This is a genomic window from Jeongeupia chitinilytica, from assembly GCF_014652315.1.
GTDB lineage: Bacteria > Pseudomonadota > Gammaproteobacteria > Burkholderiales > Chitinibacteraceae > Jeongeupia > Jeongeupia chitinilytica.
Window position 1 is genome coordinate 446904 of record NZ_BMYO01000001.1, and the last position, 15847, is coordinate 462750.

Consider the following 15847-nt stretch of genomic DNA (forward strand, 5'->3'; position numbering starts at 1 on the left):
TATCGTCGAGGTGGCTTGGGAGAGGGCGGCTTCTGGCGAGCCGCATCCAGTAAAAATGGCGCCGATTCCGCAGGAATCAAGCACCATTTCGTTTTCAGGCGATGGCCTTTTCGTACGCCGCGGCATCGAGCAGCGCCGCACGCTCGGCCGGATCGCTCGGCCGCAGCCGGAACAGCCAGGTGTCGTACGGTGCGTCGTTGATCGATTCCGGCGCATCCACCGCTTCGGCATTGGTGGCGACAATCTCGCCCGACAGCGGGCAATGCACGTCGGATGCGCTCTTTACCGACTCGACCAGCGCGACGGCTTCCTGCTGCTTGACCTGTCGGCCGACGGCCGGCAACTCAACGTAAACGAGGTCGCCAAGCGTCGACTGGGCGAAATGGGTGATGCCGACGGTAACCAGACCGTCGTCGTCGAAGCGGGCCCACTGGTGGGTTTCGGAGTACAGCAGATCGGCAGGAATTGTCATGGATAGAACCAGTAGATCGAATAACCGGAGGAGTCGAGTTGACCAAGGTCGAGTTGCAGGTAGGCACGCAATTCGTCGTTCGGTGCGAGCCGTGTGCGCTGCTTGTCGGCCGCGGGCAGGTATTGGGCTGGGGTGAAGCGCTTGCGGGCAACGACTTCCTCGCGCTCGTTGGTCAGCGTCAGTTCCAGCGTCGGCAGTGCCTGCTCGTACGACGCCAGATTGCGCACGCTGGCCGAGAGCTGGACGAGGTTGGGGCGGCCCGGCACGTAACTGAGTTCGGAGTAGTCCGAGCGCAGCAGTTCGGCATGGCGCGGCAGCGGCATTTCACAACCGAGTACATCGCAGGCCGAAACGTAGATCGGCCGCAGCCAGGGGAGTTCGGTCGACAGCGTGGCACGGTAGCGCAGGGCGATCTGCGTCAGCAGCACGAACACCGCGAGCGCGGCAAGACCGACGGCCACCCAGCGCCATGGTGACGGCGGTTTCGGCGGTGCCAGCAGCGCTTCGTCTTCGAGGGTGCGGATCGGCCGGTAACCCGATGGCGTGTCGTCGGTTGCGGCAGGTGCCGGTGCGGTGTCGATCGGTTCTACTGTTGCCGGTTCCGGTTCCGGTTCCGGTTCCGGTTCCGGTTCCGGTTCCGGTTCCGGTTCCGGTTCCGGACGGCTTGCAAGGTATTCAGCGACACTGAGCGCTTCGGTCGCCGTACTCGCCGGCTGTACGGTGGCCCCGGTCTGCGCGGGCATCGATTCAACGCCGGCAGCTGCCTCGCCGGCATCGGCAGCCGGTTCCGGCTCGGTCATGCATTCGTGCGCATTGAACACGAACGCGCACTTGCCGCAGCGCACCTTGCCCTTGTGGGCGGCGAGTTGCGCGGCAGTGACGTTGAATGCCGTATGACAGTTGGGGCAGCGGGTAATCGAACTCATCGCCGCCGATTGTAGCCCGGAATCATTGCGGCGCGTGTCAGCGCTTGCGGCCGGACAGGCACACCCAGCCTTCCGACTGCTTCGGCGGGTCGAAATCGAACCAGGCGCCGTAGATCGCGATCACATCGTCGGCCTGTTCGGCCAGGATGCCCGACAGGGCGATCCGGCCTCCGGCCCGTACGCGACCGGCCAGCATCGGTGCCAGCGCTTTCAGCGGATTGGTGAGGATGTTGGCGACAACGACGTCGTACTCGCCCTCCGGCAGGGCATCGGGCAGGAAGAAGTCGATGTCGACGCCGTTCTGCTCGGCATTCTGCTTCGAGGCGATCATCGCCTGCGGATCGATGTCGACGCCGTGGGTGGCGCCGGCACCGACCTTCTTCGCGGCAATGGCGAGAATGCCCGAACCGCAACCGTAGTCGAGCAGCGTTTCACCGCCGGCGATGTTGGCATCGAGCCATTGCAGGCATAGGTGCGTGGTCGGGTGGCTGCCGGTGCCGAAAGCCAGGCCCGGATCGAGTGCGATGTTGATCGCTTCGGGATTTGGCGATTCGTGCCAGGTCGGCGTGATCCACAGCCGTTCGGAAATCCGGATCGGGTCGAACTGCGACTGGGTCAGACGCACCCAGTCCTGTTCCTCGACGGTGACGACCTCGAAGCCCGGCAGCGCGATGCCGGCGGCGTTGGCCGCGGCGGCAACGGTCAGCTGCGGGTCCATGTCGTCGGAGAGATGGGCGACGACGACGCTGTGGTCCCACATCTGGTCGACCGGTTCACCCGGTTCGCCAAAGATCGGCTTTTCCAGATCGGTGCCGGCGGCAGCGTCTTCGATCGACACCGACAGTGCGCCAAGGTCGAAGAGGGCGTCCGACAGGGCTTCGGCGTGTTTCGAGTCGGTGGTGATGCGCAGTTCCTGCCAGGCCATGTCGGGTCTTCCTGAATCGTGTGATGGCCGTGATTGTCTCACGGCTTGGATGAACATGAAAAAAGGGCCGTTGCGGCCCTTTTTTCTTCCGTGCTGGCCGAGGCTCAGCCCAGGTTTTCCAGCAGCGCCCGGATCTCGGGCATCTTGTGCTCGAGGTAATGGATGCTGGTACCGCCCTTGGCGAATTCGCCGTCGAGCAGCAACTGCTGGTGCAGCGGAATGTTGGTGTTGATGCCCTGAACCACCATTTCCGACAATGCAATGCGCATCCGTGCCATCGCCTGCTCGCGGTTGTCGCCGTAGGTGATGATCTTGCCGATCATCGAATCGTAGTTCGGCGGCACGAAGTAGCCCTGGTAGACGTGCGAATCCACGCGTACGCCGGGGCCGCCCGGCGTGTGCCAGGTGGTGATCCGGCCGGGGCTCGGCACGAACTTGAGCGGGTCCTCGGCGTTGATCCGGCACTCGATCGAATGGCCCTTGATCTTCACGTCCTTCTGCGTGTAGCGCAGCGGCAGGCCTGCGGCGACGCGGATCTGCTCCTGGACGATGTCGATGCCGGTGATCATCTCGGTGACCGGGTGTTCGACCTGAACGCGGGTGTTCATCTCGATGAAGAAGAACTCGCCGTTTTCGTACAGGAATTCGAAGGTGCCGGCGCCACGGTAGCCGATCTGGCGGCACGCTTCGGCGCAGGCTTCGCCGATCTTCTTGCGCTGTGCGTCGGTCACGCCCGGTGCCGGCGCTTCTTCGATCACCTTCTGGTGGCGGCGCTGCATCGAGCAGTCGCGTTCGCCCAGATAGATCGCGTTGCCGTGCTGGTCGGCAAGGATCTGGATTTCGACGTGCCGCGGCGTCTGCAGGAAGCGTTCCATGTAGACGGTCGGGTTGCCGAACGCGGCGCCAGCCTCGGACTTGGTCATTTCGACCGACCGCAGCAGCTCTTCCTCGTTGTGGACGACGCGCATGCCGCGACCGCCGCCGCCGCCGGCGGCCTTGATGATCACCGGATAGCCGACCTTGCGGCCGATCGCGAGGACTTCCTTCGGGTCGTCCGGCAGTGCACCGTCCGAGCCGGGCACGCAGGGGACGCCCGCCTGCTTCATCGCGTTCTTGGCCGACACCTTGTCGCCCATGATGCGGATCGACTCGGGCGTCGGACCGATGAAGGTGAAGCCGGATTCCTCGACGCGCTGGGCGAAGTCGGCGTTTTCCGACAGGAAGCCGTAGCCGGGGTGGATCGCGTTGGCGTTGGTGACTTCGGCGGCCGAGATGATGGCCGCCATGTTCAGGTAGCTCTGCGGCGACGGATTCGGTCCGATGCAGACCGATTCGTCGGCGAGCTTGACGTATTTGGCTTCGCGGTCGATTTCCGAGTGGACGACCACGGTCTTGATGCCCATTTCGCGGCAGGCGCGCAGCACACGCAGCGCGATTTCGCCGCGGTTGGCGATCAGTACTTTTTCAAACATCTGTGAACTCCGTGAGACGTGCTGCATCCGTCAGGCGGATGCGGCACCGCATCAGCCGATGACGAACAGCGGTTCGCCGTATTCGACCGGCTGGCCGTTCTCGACGAGGATGGCCTTGATCACGCCAGAGGTTTCGGCCTCGATTTCGTTCAGGAGTTTCATTGCTTCGATGATGCACAGCGTATCGCCGGCGTTGACCTGCTGGCCGACTTCGACGAAGGACTTCGCGCCCGGGCTGGCCGCGCGGTAGAAGGTACCGACCATCGGCGACTTCACCGGCGTGCCGTCCGGCAGGGCGCTGTCGGCGGCTTCGGCCACGGCGGCCGGCGCAGCAACTGCTGCAGCGGCGGCCGGCGCCTGGAATTGCATCGGCTGCTGGATGTAGGCCGGTGCGGCGTTCTGGTTGACGCGGGTAATGCGGACTTTTTCTTCGCCCTCGGTGACCTCGAGTTCGGCAATGCCGGATTCCTCGACGAGGTCGATCAGTTTCTTCAGTTTACGCAGATCCATACGGCAACCCTCTTATCAGGTAATGCTTATTGACGCATTTATGGGGAAAAACGACGACGTCCGTTCAGGGCGTCGGATTGAGTGCTTCCAGGGCGTGGGCCAGCGCGTATTCGTAGCCCTTGGCCCCGAGGCCGCAGATCACGCCGATGGCGAGATCCGAGAAGTAGGAATGATGTCGGAACGATTCACGTGCGTGCACATTGGAGAGGTGCACTTCGACGAAGGGAATCTTGACCCCGGCCAGCGCATCGCGGAGTGCGACGCTGGTGTGGGTGAATGCGGCGGGATTGATGACGATGAAGCCGGTGCCGTCCGACAGGGCGGCATGGATGCGGTCGATCAGTTCGTATTCGCGGTTGGACTGGAAGGTCTCGACCAGTGCGCCTTGCTGTGCGCCGATTTCAACCAGACGGGCATTGATGTCCGCCAGGGTATCGGCGCCATAGTGCTGTGGCTCACGCACCCCCAGCAGATTGAGATTGGGGCCATGCAGCACCAGGATTTTGCGGGCTTTTGCCATGCTCACCTCCCAGTCTCGTTCCAAATCATCGGCCGGAGTTTGCCGAGGCGAAACGGCCTTGTCTAGCAAATTCGACGAAATTCCCGGCACTTTCGCGCTAAAACAGCTGTTTGAAAGTGCCGCGCCATCAAGCGGGTCGCGGCTTGCTGGCGAGGGGCGCTGGTATACTGCTGTAGTTTTGCTACGCGCCTGTTCGCAGCATTTTCCTACGTGATGGACCCCGATGCAGCTCTCCGACTTCGACTATTTCCTGCCCGAACACCTGATCGCCCAGTTTCCGCCTGCCGAACGCGGTGCGAGCCGTTTGCTGCACGTTGACGGCAGGACGCTGCATGACGGCCGGTTCCGGGAGCTGCCGACGCTGCTGCGTGCCGGCGACCTGCTGGTGTTCAACGATACCAAGGTGATCAAGGCACGGCTGTTCGGCCAGAAGGAAAGCGGTGGCGCAATCGAAGCGCTGGTCGAGCGCGTGCTCGATACGCGCCGCGCGCTGGCGCACGTGCGTGCGAGCAAATCGCCCAAACCCGGCAGCCGTTTGTGCTTTGCCGAACGCTGGTGGGCGACCATGGTCGAGCGCCGTGGCGATCTGTTCCTGCTCGAATTCGATCGATCCGGGACGGACGGCGATCAGTCGGTGCTCGACATCCTCGATCAGGCCGGTGCATTGCCGTTGCCGCCGTACATCACGCACACGCCCGACGACGAGGACGCCAGGCGTTACCAGACCGTTTACGCACGCGACCCCGGCGCGGTGGCTGCGCCGACTGCAGGATTGCATTTCACCGATGCCCTGCTCGAGCAGCTGCGCACGCAGGGCGTCGGTACGGCTTTCCTGACCCTGCATGTCGGTGCCGGCACCTTCATGCCGGTCCGCGTCGACGACATTGCCGAACACACGATGCATCACGAACGCTATTCGATTCCGCAGGCGACGCAGGAGGCGATCCGTGCCACCAAGGCGGCCGGCGGCCGGGTGATTGCCGTCGGTACGACCAGCCTGCGCGCGCTCGAGGCATCGTCGCAGCAGGGGATGCTGGCCGAGCCGGAGGGTGATACCGACATCTTCATTACACCCGGCTATGAATTCCGCGTCGTCGACCGGCTGATCACGAACTTCCACCTGCCCAAGTCGACCCTGCTGATGCTGGTGGCGGCATTTGCCGGGCTGGAGACGATGAAAGCCGCTTATGCGCATGCCGTGGCGCACGAGTACCGCTTCTTCAGTTACGGCGATGCGATGCTGCTCGAGCGTGCCGTTTCTATACCGTAATGTTTTCAATACATTGAAACAGTACCGACGCTAATCTTTCACTCGTCCTTTTCTTCGCTGTCATGGGGGCTCGCTAGGCTGCGCGCTCCCAATGACAAAATCCCCGAGAAGGGAAGGATGAGCATGTATCCGATTCACAAGAAGGCCGCGTTGTGCGCCACGCTGGCGCTTGCGCTGAGCGCCTGTGGCGGTTCGGACGGCAACAACGCCACGCCGGCCGCCGGCAGCACCAGCCTGCAGGTCCAGCCGTCGCTGGGTCAGATTTCGAATGCCGACGTGACCGTCAAGTCGCTCGACGGCAAGGTGATCGGCAGTGGCAGCATCGACGCCAGCGGCGCGGTCAAGCTGGGCCTCGGCAACGTCAGCGGTCCGCTGCTGGTCGAAGTGAGCGGCAAGGCCGGTGCCCGTTACTATGACGAAGGCCTGAATGCCGAGCTGGATTTCCCGGCCGGCGAAACGCTGCACGCATTGCTGCCCGGTGCGCAGGCGCAGGTCGGCGTGACGCCGCTGACCGAGATCGCTTACCAGCGCCTGCTGGCGAACAAGAGCGGCAAGCTGGCCGAGGTCACGGCCGCCGACATCGGCAAGGCCAATGACGATGTCCGCGTGCAGTTTGCGCCGGAACTGAAAAACCTGCTGTCGGTGCCCAAGCTGGTCAACGCCAGGACCGGCGCCGGCGCGCTCGACGACGACGAAGCCGGCCGTTACGCGCTCAAGCTTGCGGCGCTGGCCAAGGCCGGCGTGCAGGGGCTCGATGAATCCAAGCCGGAGCTGGCCGCCGGGGCCGACGACGCCAAGGCGGCGCTCGGCGCGCAGCGACCGATGCTCGCGCTCGGCCGCCAGCTGGGGCGCGACTTTGCCGACGGCCAGTTCGACGGCAAGGAAGGCAGCAAGGCACTGAGCGAGGCGCTGTACAACGCCGACGATTTCCACGACCGCATCCAGGACAAGCTCTTGCAGGCCGCGCAGCAGCTCGGTACCGCCAGACTGGTCGAACTGGTGCAGCAGGGCGGCGCGATGCCGCGCGGCAACGCGCTGTCCAGGGCCGAGAAGGGTACGCAGCTCGATCTGGCCATCCTGCAGACCACCGACCTGCACACCAACATCAAGAGCTACGACTACTACAAGACGCAGGACGACATCACCCTCGGCTTCGAGCGCACCGCGACGCTGATCGACAAGGCGCGCGCCGAGCTGCCGAACAACCTGCTGTTCGACAACGGCGACACCATCCAGGGAACGTCGCTGTCCGACTACCAGGCGCTGGTCAGTCCGGTCAGCTGCAATGCCACGCTGGCGCAGTACAAGGTGATGAACCTGATGCGCTATGACGCCGGCAACGTCGGCAACCACGAGTTCAACTACGGTCTGCCTTTCCTCGCCCAGGTCACCGGTGCGGCAATGCGCGTGCCGGGGACCGAGGACCGCAAGGGCTGCATGGGCCCGCGCTTCCCGCTGGTGCTGTCGAATGCCTACGCCGTCAGCGACAAGCAGCCGCTGTTCGCGCCCTACGTGATCCTCAACCGTACGTTCAGGACCGCCGACGGCAAGCGCATTCCGCTCAAGGTCGGCGTGATCGGCTTCGCCCCCCCGGGCATCATGAGCTGGGACAAGCGCAACCTCGACGGCAAGGTCTACGTCGAGGGCGTGAAGGAAGCCGCCGAGAAGTACGTGCCGGCGATGCGCAAGGCCGGTGCCGATATCGTCGTGGCGCTGTCGCACGGCGGTATCTCGGCCGCGCCGTATTCGCCGGACATGGAGAATGCCGTGTACCACCTGGCCAAGGTGCCGGGCATTGACGCGATCGTGTCGGGGCATTCGCACAGCTATTTTCCTGACGGCAAGAACTACGCCGGGATTGCCGGCGTCGACAACGTCAAGGGGCTGGTCAACGGCGTGCCGACGGTCATGGCCGGGTTCTGGGGCAATACGCTCGGCGTGCTCAAGCTGGGCGTGACCTACGACGGCGCGCAATGGAAAGTCACGCAATCACAGGGCGAACTGCGCTCGATCAACAGCAAGGTCGGCAACGACACGGTCGCGGTGGCGCCGCACGCCGCGGTCGGCAAGCTGGTACAGAAGGAGCACGAGGGCACGATCCGCTACGTGTCGACGCCGGTCGGCACGACCGAATTCCGCATCAGTTCGTTCTTCTCGCAGGTCGGCGATACCGCGGCGATGCAGTTGATCAATGCGGCGCAGAAGGACTACGTCGAGCGCTACGTCAAGGCCAGCCTGCCGCAGTACGCCAACCTGCCGGTACTTTCGGCGGCGGCACCGTTCAAGGCCAATTACCGCGGTACCGGCTACACCGACATCCCGGTCGGTGGTGTCGCGATCAGGAACGTCGCCGATCTGTACCTGTACCCGAACACGCTGCAGGCGGTGAAGATCGACGGCACGGCGTTGAAGGCATGGCTGGAGAAGGCGGCCGAGCAGTTCAACCAGATCAGTCCGACCCAGACCGCGGATCAGCAGCTGATCAACGGCAGCTTCCCGTCGTACAACTTCGACCAGATCGATGGCGTCCAGTACGAGATCGACGTGACCCGGCCCAAGGGCAGCCGCATCGTCAACCTGCGCTGGAACGGCCAGCCGGTCGCTGCCGGCCAGCAGTTCATCGTCGCGACCAACAACTACCGCGCCAGCGGTGGCGGCGGTTTTGCCAGCCTCGATGGCAGCAAGACGATCTTCGACGCGCCGGATGCCAATCGCGACATCATCGTCGCCTACATCAAGGCGCAGAAGACGCTGACGCGTGCAGCACAGGGCGCCGACGGCAACTGGCACTTTGCCAGGGCGACGCTGGCGGGCCGCGTACTGTTCGAGTCGGCGTATGACGCCGAGGCGGTTGCCCGCGCCGACGGCATCGCCAATGTGTTCAAGGTCGAGGACAAGGCCGACAGGAGCGGCTCGATCTACAAGCTCGACCTGAGCCTGTAATCGACTCACGGCAATCCAGCCCCGGCGCCGGCCGGGGTTTTCCCATTTGGAGGGTGACATGTGGGCATTGATCAGACGCTGGCGCTGGCCGGTGATGCTGTTGCTGGTGGCGCTTGCTGCCGCCGCGGGCCTGTCGGCCAGCGCATCGGCGCAGCGCCGTGCGGCGCTGGCGCAGCCGGCGAGCGCGATCCGGCAGCTTCGGTTCGACGTGCAGGCGCATCGCGAAGGCGGCGAGCGGACATTGCGGCAACTCGCCGACTACGGCCATCCGCTGGCCGCGCGGACGATGGCCGAACTTGCGGCGGTCGACCCGACGCCGGACGCACAGCAGCGTGCACTTGACTGGTACCGCCGCGGCGCCCGGTCTGGCGATGCCGAGTCGGCTTACCGGCTTGGCCTGGCCTATCTGCAGGGGCGGACGCTGCCGGGCGATCCGCTTGCGGCCCGGCACTGGTTCGAACGTGCCGGTACCTTGCCGGCGGCCCGCCACCGGCTGGCCATGATGCTGCTGCGCGGCGAGGGAGGCGTGGCCGATCCGGTGCTGGGACAGCAATGGCTGGCGCAGGCGGCGGCCGATGGCGATGCGGATGCCATGTTCGCGCTGGCCAACCGTTACCGCGACGGCGACGGCCTGCCGCATGACGAGGCGCTGGCGCTGTACTGGTATCAGGCGGCGGCCAGCGACGAGCATCCGGCGGCGCTGCAGACGCTGTCGCTCGCGTATGCACGCGGCGAGCTGGGGCTGCCGGTTGATCCCGCTCAGGCACAGTTTCTTGGCGAGTACGCCGGCCATGCGGCGAAGTGCCATACACCGCATACCCGGGTTGCGCTGTTCTGAGTGCGCCCCCGGACGCTGGCCGCCGGTAATCATCCTGTGGTCATGCGGCGTCCGGCCGTGGTAATTTCGGCACCTTGCGGGGGCTGCGTTGGCAGCCCCTTTGATATTGCGCCGGACTGTTTTCCGGCGGCACGAGGAATCAGTATGGCTCAACAGCAAGGCTTGCAGTTCACGCTGCACAAGACCAGTGGCGGTGCCCGGCGCGGCACGATGGTGCTCAATCACGGCGTGGTCGAAACGCCGGTGTTCATGCCGGTCGGCACTTACGGGACCGTCAAGGCGATGACGCCGCGCGACCTGAACGAGATCGAAGCGCAGATCTGTCTCGGCAACACCTTCCACCTGTGGCTGCGTCCGGGGCTGGAAGTCATCAACAAGTTTGGCGGCCTGCACCGGTTCATGGGCTGGGACAAACCGATCCTGACCGACTCGGGCGGTTTCCAGGTGTTCAGCCTGGGCGACCTGCGCAAGATCACCGAGGAAGGCGTCAAGTTCCAGAGCCCGGTCAACGGCGACAAGCTGTTCCTGACGCCGGAAGAGTCGATGCGGATTCAGCGTGCGCTCAATTCCGACATCGTGATGATCTTCGACGAATGCACGCCGTACCCGGCCGACCGCAAGCAGGCGGCCGATTCGATGCGCATGTCCTACCGCTGGGCCAAGCGCTCGCGCAGCGAGTTCGACAGGCTGGAAAACCCGAACGCGCTGTTCGGCATCGTTCAGGGCGGGATGTACGAAGACCTGCGCGACGAATCGCTGGCCGGCCTGAACGACATCGGCTTCCACGGCATGGCGATCGGTGGCCTGAGCGTCGGCGAGCCGAAAGAGGACATGGAACGCATCCTCGCGCACACCGCCCCGCGCCTGCCGGTAGACAAGCCGCGCTACCTGATGGGTGTCGGCACCCCCGAGGATCTGGTCTACGGCGTCAGCCAGGGCATCGACATGTTCGACTGCGTGATGCCGACCCGCAACGCGCGCAACGGCATGCTGTTCACGCGCTTCGGCGACATCAAGATCAAGAACGCCAAGCACCGTCTCGACGAGCGGCCGCTCGACGAAACGTGCGACTGCTACGCGTGCCAGAACTTCAGCCGCGCCTATCTGCACCACCTGTTCCGCTCGGGCGAGATCCTCGGTTCGCAGCTCAATACCATCCACAACCTGCGCTACTACCAGGTGCTGATGGCCGAGATGCGTGCCGCGATCGATGCCGATGCCTTCCCGGCTTTCGTCACACGCTTTCACGCCGATCGCGCCCGTGGCATCGATTGATGGGCGCGTGCGCTAGAACAAAAAACCCGGCCAGGCCGGGTTTTTTGTTGTCGGTGCTAGGGACTTTCACCAGCATGCCGGGCCGGCTTGATCTGGATCAAACTTGGCCGGCGCGTGCCTCTGCACCATGCCGCTCCATGACAATGGAGAGAAAACGATGCAGCCACTGGTTGAATGGCATGACGGCCTGTCGGTCGGGATTCAGGAAATCGACGAGCAGCACAAGGTGCTGGTCGATCTGCTGAACGAGTTGTACGACGCGATCCGAGAGCACCACGGCCGCGAAGCATCGGTGGCCATTCTGGCGCGGCTGGCCGACTACACGCGCATCCACTTCACCGTCGAAGAGAGCCTGATGCGCATCCTCGGCTATCCCGAGTACGACGAGCACAAGGTGCACCACGAATCGCTGATCGCACAGTTGCAGGCCTTCCAGCAGCGGGTGGCCGACGGCGATGCCATCACCTTCGAGCTGCTGCATTTCCTGCGCAACTGGCTGACCAAGCACATCCAGGAGGGCGATACCCGCTACACCGAGTTCTTCCTGTCGCGCGGCGCCCAGCGCAACTGGCAGAAAAAGGGCTGGCTGGACCGTTTCTGGTCGGGTATCGCCGGCTGATTCCGGCCGGGCTAGCGGTGGCTGAGCAGGCCGTTCTCGAAGCGGATCTTGTCGCCCTTGTGGAAGCCGTGGTCGGCATCGTCAAACTTCACCGTCTGCATGGCGCCACTGTTGAGCTTGAAACTGACTTGGTAGACCGTCTTCTTGCTGACGTGTTTCTGCACTTCGTTGCCGGCATAGGCGCCACCCGCCGCGCCGGCGACGGTGGCGATCGTCTTGCCGGTACCGCCGCCGATCTGGTTGCCCAGCAGGCCGCCGACGACCGCGCCGCCGATCTTGCCGGTCCAGCCGCCTTCGCCTTCCTGTTCGACCGCCTGCACCTTGGTGACAACGCCGCAGTCGTTGCAGCTGGACGCTGTCGCCCGTTGCGGCACCCTGGTGCCGGTCCCGGGCGGCTCGGCGCTGGCCAGTTGCCGATGGCCGGCAATCAGCTCCTTGCAGTCCCGGTTGATGTGGACCTTGCGCACGCCGCCGCTGTAGCAGCTCGGCGTTTCGTCCGGGCTGCGCGCCGACCGCACGAGGTCGAGAGTCGTCGTCCGATGGTCGATGGCGGCATCGATGCAACTTTTCTGTCCGCCGGCTGCCTGTTCGATGCACGCGACGGTGCCGGACTGATGTCCGGTGCCGTGGATGGTTCCGGTGTCGTTCAGACCGTCTGCGTGCGCCCAGCTACCGGCTGTCAGCGCGGCGGCGGCAATCCACAGTGCAATTCGCATGATCGGGGTTTCCGTTTATTGCAGGCACCCTCATTTTAGGGGGGGGCATCCGTCGCTGCGTGAAGGATGTCGGTAGATTTCAGACAGGGGGCGGGCTAGAATGACCCGCTTCGTTTTTTGCCACTCTCAATAAAGGCCCGATCGATGTTTATCGCTCCCGCTTACGCCGCCGACGCGGTTCCCGCCGCTGCCGGTTTCATGCAGTTCCTGCCGATGATCGTGATCTTCGTGCTGTTCTACTTCCTGCTGATCCGTCCGCAGCAGAAGCGTGCCAAGGAACAGCGGGCGATGCTCGACGCACTGCAGAAGGGCGATGAAGTCGTGACCAGCGGCGGTACCCTGGGCCGCATCGTCAAGGTCAGCGAGCAGTACATCACGCTCGAACTGGCCGACAACGTCGAAATCCTGGTGCAGCGCGGCTCGGTGTCGCAGCGCCTGGAAAAAGGCACCATCAAGAACAACAAGTAATCGCTCCGGGGCGGCCATGGTCGCCCCGTTGTGCTTTCTGGCCGGCGCCTGCCGGCCACTTCAGGTTTAAGGGATGCAATGAACCGCTACCCGTTGTGGAAATTCGTATTGATCGCCGTGGCACTGGTTGCGGCCTTCTTCTATACGCTGCCGAACTTCTTCGGTGAAAGCCCCGCCGTGCAGATCTCGAGCGCGCGCACCATGGTCAAGGTCGATACGTCGACGCAGACCCGTGCCGTGGCCGCAGTCAAGCAGGCCGGCCTGAATCCGGAAGACGTGCTGTTCGACGGTGCGTCGGTCAAGCTGCGCTTCAAGGACATCGATGCCCAGCTCAAGGCCAAGGACGCGCTGCAGGCTGCGCTTGGCGACGACTATGTCGTGGCGCTGAACCTGCTACCGCAGACGCCGGCCTGGCTGCAGGCGATCGGTGCCAAGCCGATGTTCCTCGGCCTCGACCTGCGCGGCGGTGTGCACTTCCTGCTCGAAGTCGACATGAAGGCCGCCGTCGACAAGGCGCTCGAGAAGACCGCCGGCGACGTTCGTCGCGAGCTGAAGGACAAGAAAATCCGCTATGGCGCCGTGGTTCGCGGTCGCGACAGCGTTGAAGTCCAGCTGCGTGATGCCGAGACCGTCGATGCGACGCTGCCGGTCGTCACCAAGCTGCTGCCGAACCTGAAAGTGACCCCGGTCAAGGGCGACAGCAACAAGATCGTCGTGACCTATCCGCAAGCGGCGCAGCAGAAGCTGTCCGAGGACGCGGTGAAACAGAACATCACCACGCTGCACAACCGCGTGAACGAACTCGGCGTGGCCGAACCGATCATCCAGCAGCAGGGCGCCGGCCGCATCGTCGTCGAACTGCCGGGCATCCAGGACACCGCCAAGGCCAAGGACATCCTCGGCCGGACCGCGACGCTGGAAGTCCGTCTGGTCGATGACGACCCGGCCAACCTGCAGGCCGCGATCGGCGGCAACGTGCCGGCCGGTACCGAGCTGATGACCGAACGTCGCGGCAGCAACGGTCAGAACGTGCCGATTCTGGTGAAGAAGGAAGTCGAACTGACCGGCGACAACATCAACGATGCACAGGCCGGTTTCGACGAGCACAACAATGCTTCGGTGAACATCAACCTCGATTCGACCGGTGCGACGATCTTCAAGGACCTGAGCCGCGAGAACATCGGCAAGCGCATCGCGATGATCCTGGTCGAGAAGGGCAAGGGCGAGGTCGTGACCGCGCCGGTGGTCCGCAGCGAAATCGGCGGCGGCCGCGTGCAGATTTCCGGCTCGATGGGCGTTGCCGAAGCCAATGACACCGCGCTGCTGCTGCGTGCGGGTTCGCTGGCTGCGCCGATGAACATCGTCGAGGAACGCACCATCGGTCCGAGCCTGGGCAAGGACAACATCAAGAAGGGCTTCGATTCGACGCTGTACGGCTTTGCGGCAATCGCGATCTTCATGGTGATTTACTACCGCGTGTTCGGTCTGGTCTCGGCGGTTTCGCTCGGCGGCAACCTGCTGTTGCTGGTGGCGCTGCTGTCGGCGATCGGCATCACGCTGACGCTGCCGGGTATTGCCGCCATTGCACTGACGCTGGGCATGGCGATCGACTCGAACGTGCTGATCAACGAACGGATCCGCGAGGAGCTGCGCAACGGCATGACGCCGCAGGCGGCGATCTCGAACGGCTACAGCCACGCCTGGGCGACGATTCTCGATTCGAACGTCACCACGCTGATCGCCGGTGTCGCGCTGCTGATCTTCGGTTCGGGTGCGGTTCGCGGCTTTGCCGTGGTGCATTGCCTCGGCATCCTCACGTCGATGTTCAGTGCCGTGGTCGTGTCGCGCGGCATCATCAACCTGATTTACGGCTACCGCCGCCGCCTGACCTCGCTGTCGATCGGCCAGGTCTGGGTGCCGGACCAGAAGAACGCATAAGGGCCGCTCAAGATGGAATTTTTCCGTATCAAACGCGACATCCCGTTCATGAGCTACGGCAAGCTCACGACGGCGATTTCGCTGCTCACCTTCGTGGCCGCGGTGTTTTTCCTGGTGTTCAAGGGCCTCAACTTCGGTGTCGAGTTCACCGGCGGCACCGTGATGGAGCTGCGCTACCAGCAGGCGGCCGACCTGAACCAGATCCGTACCCAGGTCGAACACCTGAAGTACGGTGAGGCGCAGGTGCAGTCGCTGGGAACGACGCGCGACGTGATGGTGCGTCTGCCGAACATCAAGGACAAGACCAGCGCCCAGCTCTCGAACGAAGTGATCACGGTGCTCAAGACCGAGCGTCCGGACGTCGAGTTGCGCAAGGTCGAGTTCATCGGTCCGTCGGTCGGTGACGAACTCGTCACCCACGGTCTGACGGCGATCATCCTCGTCTGCCTCGGCATCATCGTTTACCTCGCGATCCGCTTCGAATGGCGTTTCGCGGTGTCGGCGGTGATCGCCAACATGCACGACGTGGTGATCATTCTCGGCTGCTTCGCGCTGTTCCAGTGGGAGTTCAACCTGACGGTGCTCGCCGGCGTGCTGGCGGTGCTCGGTTACTCGGTGAACGAATCGGTCGTCGTGTTCGACCGGATCCGCGAGAACTTCCGCTCGCCGAAGATGCGCGGCAAGACCGTGCCGCAGGTGATCGACAACGCGATCACCGCGACGATGAGCCGGACCATCATCACCCACGGTTCGACCGAGGCGATGGTGCTGTCGATGCTGGTCTTCGGCGGTGCGGCGCTGCACGGCTTCGCGATGGCGCTGACCATCGGTATCCTGTTCGGTATCTACTCGTCGGTCCTGGTCGCATCGCCGCTGCTGCTGATGTTCGGCGTGACCCGCGAGAACATGGTCAAGCCGGTGAAGATCAAGGAAGAAGCGGTCGTCTGATCGGCAC

Annotated in this window: 15 protein-coding genes; 8 read left to right on the forward strand and 7 right to left on the reverse strand. The window is 64.0% G+C overall.

Annotated features, from left to right (window positions below; genetic code table 11):
- Positions 1-94: 94 nt before the first annotated feature.
- The 6 genes from gcvH to aroQ all read right to left on the reverse strand — a co-directional run bounded on the left by gcvH (position 95) and on the right by aroQ (position 4825).
- The gene (gene gcvH / locus IE097_RS02135; RefSeq protein WP_189458486.1) at positions 95-472 is read right to left on the reverse strand and encodes a glycine cleavage system protein GcvH; all 378 of its coding nucleotides are present in this window, start codon (positions 470-472) and stop codon (positions 95-97) included.
- Positions 469-1398 carry a DUF3426 domain-containing protein gene (locus tag IE097_RS02140; protein WP_189458689.1) on the reverse strand — a complete coding sequence of 310 codons (930 nt, stop codon included), beginning with the start codon at positions 1396-1398 and terminating at the stop codon, positions 469-471. The genes gcvH and IE097_RS02140 overlap by 4 nt, the downstream gene beginning before the upstream one ends.
- A 37-nt stretch (positions 1399-1435) precedes the next feature.
- Complete coding sequence (gene prmA / locus IE097_RS02145; RefSeq protein ID WP_189458487.1) at positions 1436-2323, reverse strand: 50S ribosomal protein L11 methyltransferase; 888 nt, start codon at positions 2321-2323, stop codon at positions 1436-1438.
- Positions 2324-2427: 104 nt separating this feature from the next.
- Positions 2428-3795, reverse strand: a complete 1368-nt coding sequence (accC, locus tag IE097_RS02150) for an acetyl-CoA carboxylase biotin carboxylase subunit (protein ID WP_189458488.1) — start codon at positions 3793-3795, stop codon at positions 2428-2430.
- Positions 3796-3846: 51 nt separating this feature from the next.
- A complete protein-coding gene (accB, locus tag IE097_RS02155; RefSeq protein ID WP_189458489.1) occupies positions 3847-4305 on the reverse strand; it encodes an acetyl-CoA carboxylase biotin carboxyl carrier protein in 459 nt (152 codons plus the stop codon).
- Positions 4306-4369: 64 nt separating this feature from the next.
- Positions 4370-4825, reverse strand: a complete 456-nt coding sequence (gene aroQ, locus IE097_RS02160) for a type II 3-dehydroquinate dehydratase (protein ID WP_189458490.1) — start codon at positions 4823-4825, stop codon at positions 4370-4372.
- Between the two features lie 223 nt (positions 4826-5048).
- Between aroQ and queA the strand changes: the two genes are divergently transcribed.
- The 5 genes from queA to IE097_RS02185 all read left to right on the forward strand — a co-directional run bounded on the left by queA (position 5049) and on the right by IE097_RS02185 (position 11770).
- Positions 5049-6095: a tRNA preQ1(34) S-adenosylmethionine ribosyltransferase-isomerase QueA gene (gene queA, locus IE097_RS02165; RefSeq protein ID WP_189458491.1), complete on the forward strand. Its 1047-nt coding sequence runs from the start codon at positions 5049-5051 to the stop codon at positions 6093-6095.
- Positions 6096-6218: 123 nt separating this feature from the next.
- Complete coding sequence (locus IE097_RS02170; RefSeq protein ID WP_229797372.1) at positions 6219-9038, forward strand: bifunctional 2',3'-cyclic-nucleotide 2'-phosphodiesterase/3'-nucleotidase; 2820 nt, start codon at positions 6219-6221, stop codon at positions 9036-9038.
- 58 nt (positions 9039-9096) lie between these two features.
- Complete coding sequence (locus tag IE097_RS02175; RefSeq protein ID WP_189458492.1) at positions 9097-9876, forward strand: tetratricopeptide repeat protein; 780 nt, start codon at positions 9097-9099, stop codon at positions 9874-9876.
- A gap of 144 nt (positions 9877-10020) precedes the next feature.
- The gene (gene tgt / locus IE097_RS02180; RefSeq protein WP_189458493.1) at positions 10021-11151 is read left to right on the forward strand and encodes a tRNA guanosine(34) transglycosylase Tgt; all 1131 of its coding nucleotides are present in this window, start codon (positions 10021-10023) and stop codon (positions 11149-11151) included.
- 157 nt (positions 11152-11308) lie between these two features.
- On the forward strand, positions 11309-11770 hold the full coding sequence (locus IE097_RS02185) for a bacteriohemerythrin (RefSeq protein ID WP_189458494.1): 462 nt from the start codon (positions 11309-11311) through the stop codon (positions 11768-11770).
- Positions 11771-11781: 11 nt separating this feature from the next.
- On the opposite strand, the gene IE097_RS19520 is transcribed toward IE097_RS02185, so the two are convergent.
- The gene (locus IE097_RS19520; protein WP_189458495.1) at positions 11782-12486 is read right to left on the reverse strand and encodes a glycine zipper 2TM domain-containing protein; all 705 of its coding nucleotides are present in this window, start codon (positions 12484-12486) and stop codon (positions 11782-11784) included.
- 144 nt (positions 12487-12630) lie between these two features.
- Between IE097_RS19520 and yajC the strand changes: the two genes are divergently transcribed.
- The 3 genes from yajC to secF all read left to right on the forward strand — a co-directional run bounded on the left by yajC (position 12631) and on the right by secF (position 15840).
- On the forward strand, positions 12631-12954 hold the full coding sequence (gene yajC / locus IE097_RS02195; RefSeq protein ID WP_189458496.1) for a preprotein translocase subunit YajC: 324 nt from the start codon (positions 12631-12633) through the stop codon (positions 12952-12954).
- Positions 12955-13032: 78 nt separating this feature from the next.
- The gene (secD, locus tag IE097_RS02200) at positions 13033-14892 is read left to right on the forward strand and encodes a protein translocase subunit SecD (protein WP_189458497.1); all 1860 of its coding nucleotides are present in this window, start codon (positions 13033-13035) and stop codon (positions 14890-14892) included.
- A gap of 12 nt (positions 14893-14904) precedes the next feature.
- Positions 14905-15840 (forward strand): protein translocase subunit SecF, encoded by a 936-nt coding sequence (secF, locus tag IE097_RS02205; RefSeq protein WP_189458498.1) that lies wholly within the window; start codon positions 14905-14907, stop codon positions 15838-15840.
- Positions 15841-15847: the final 7 nt, after the last annotated feature.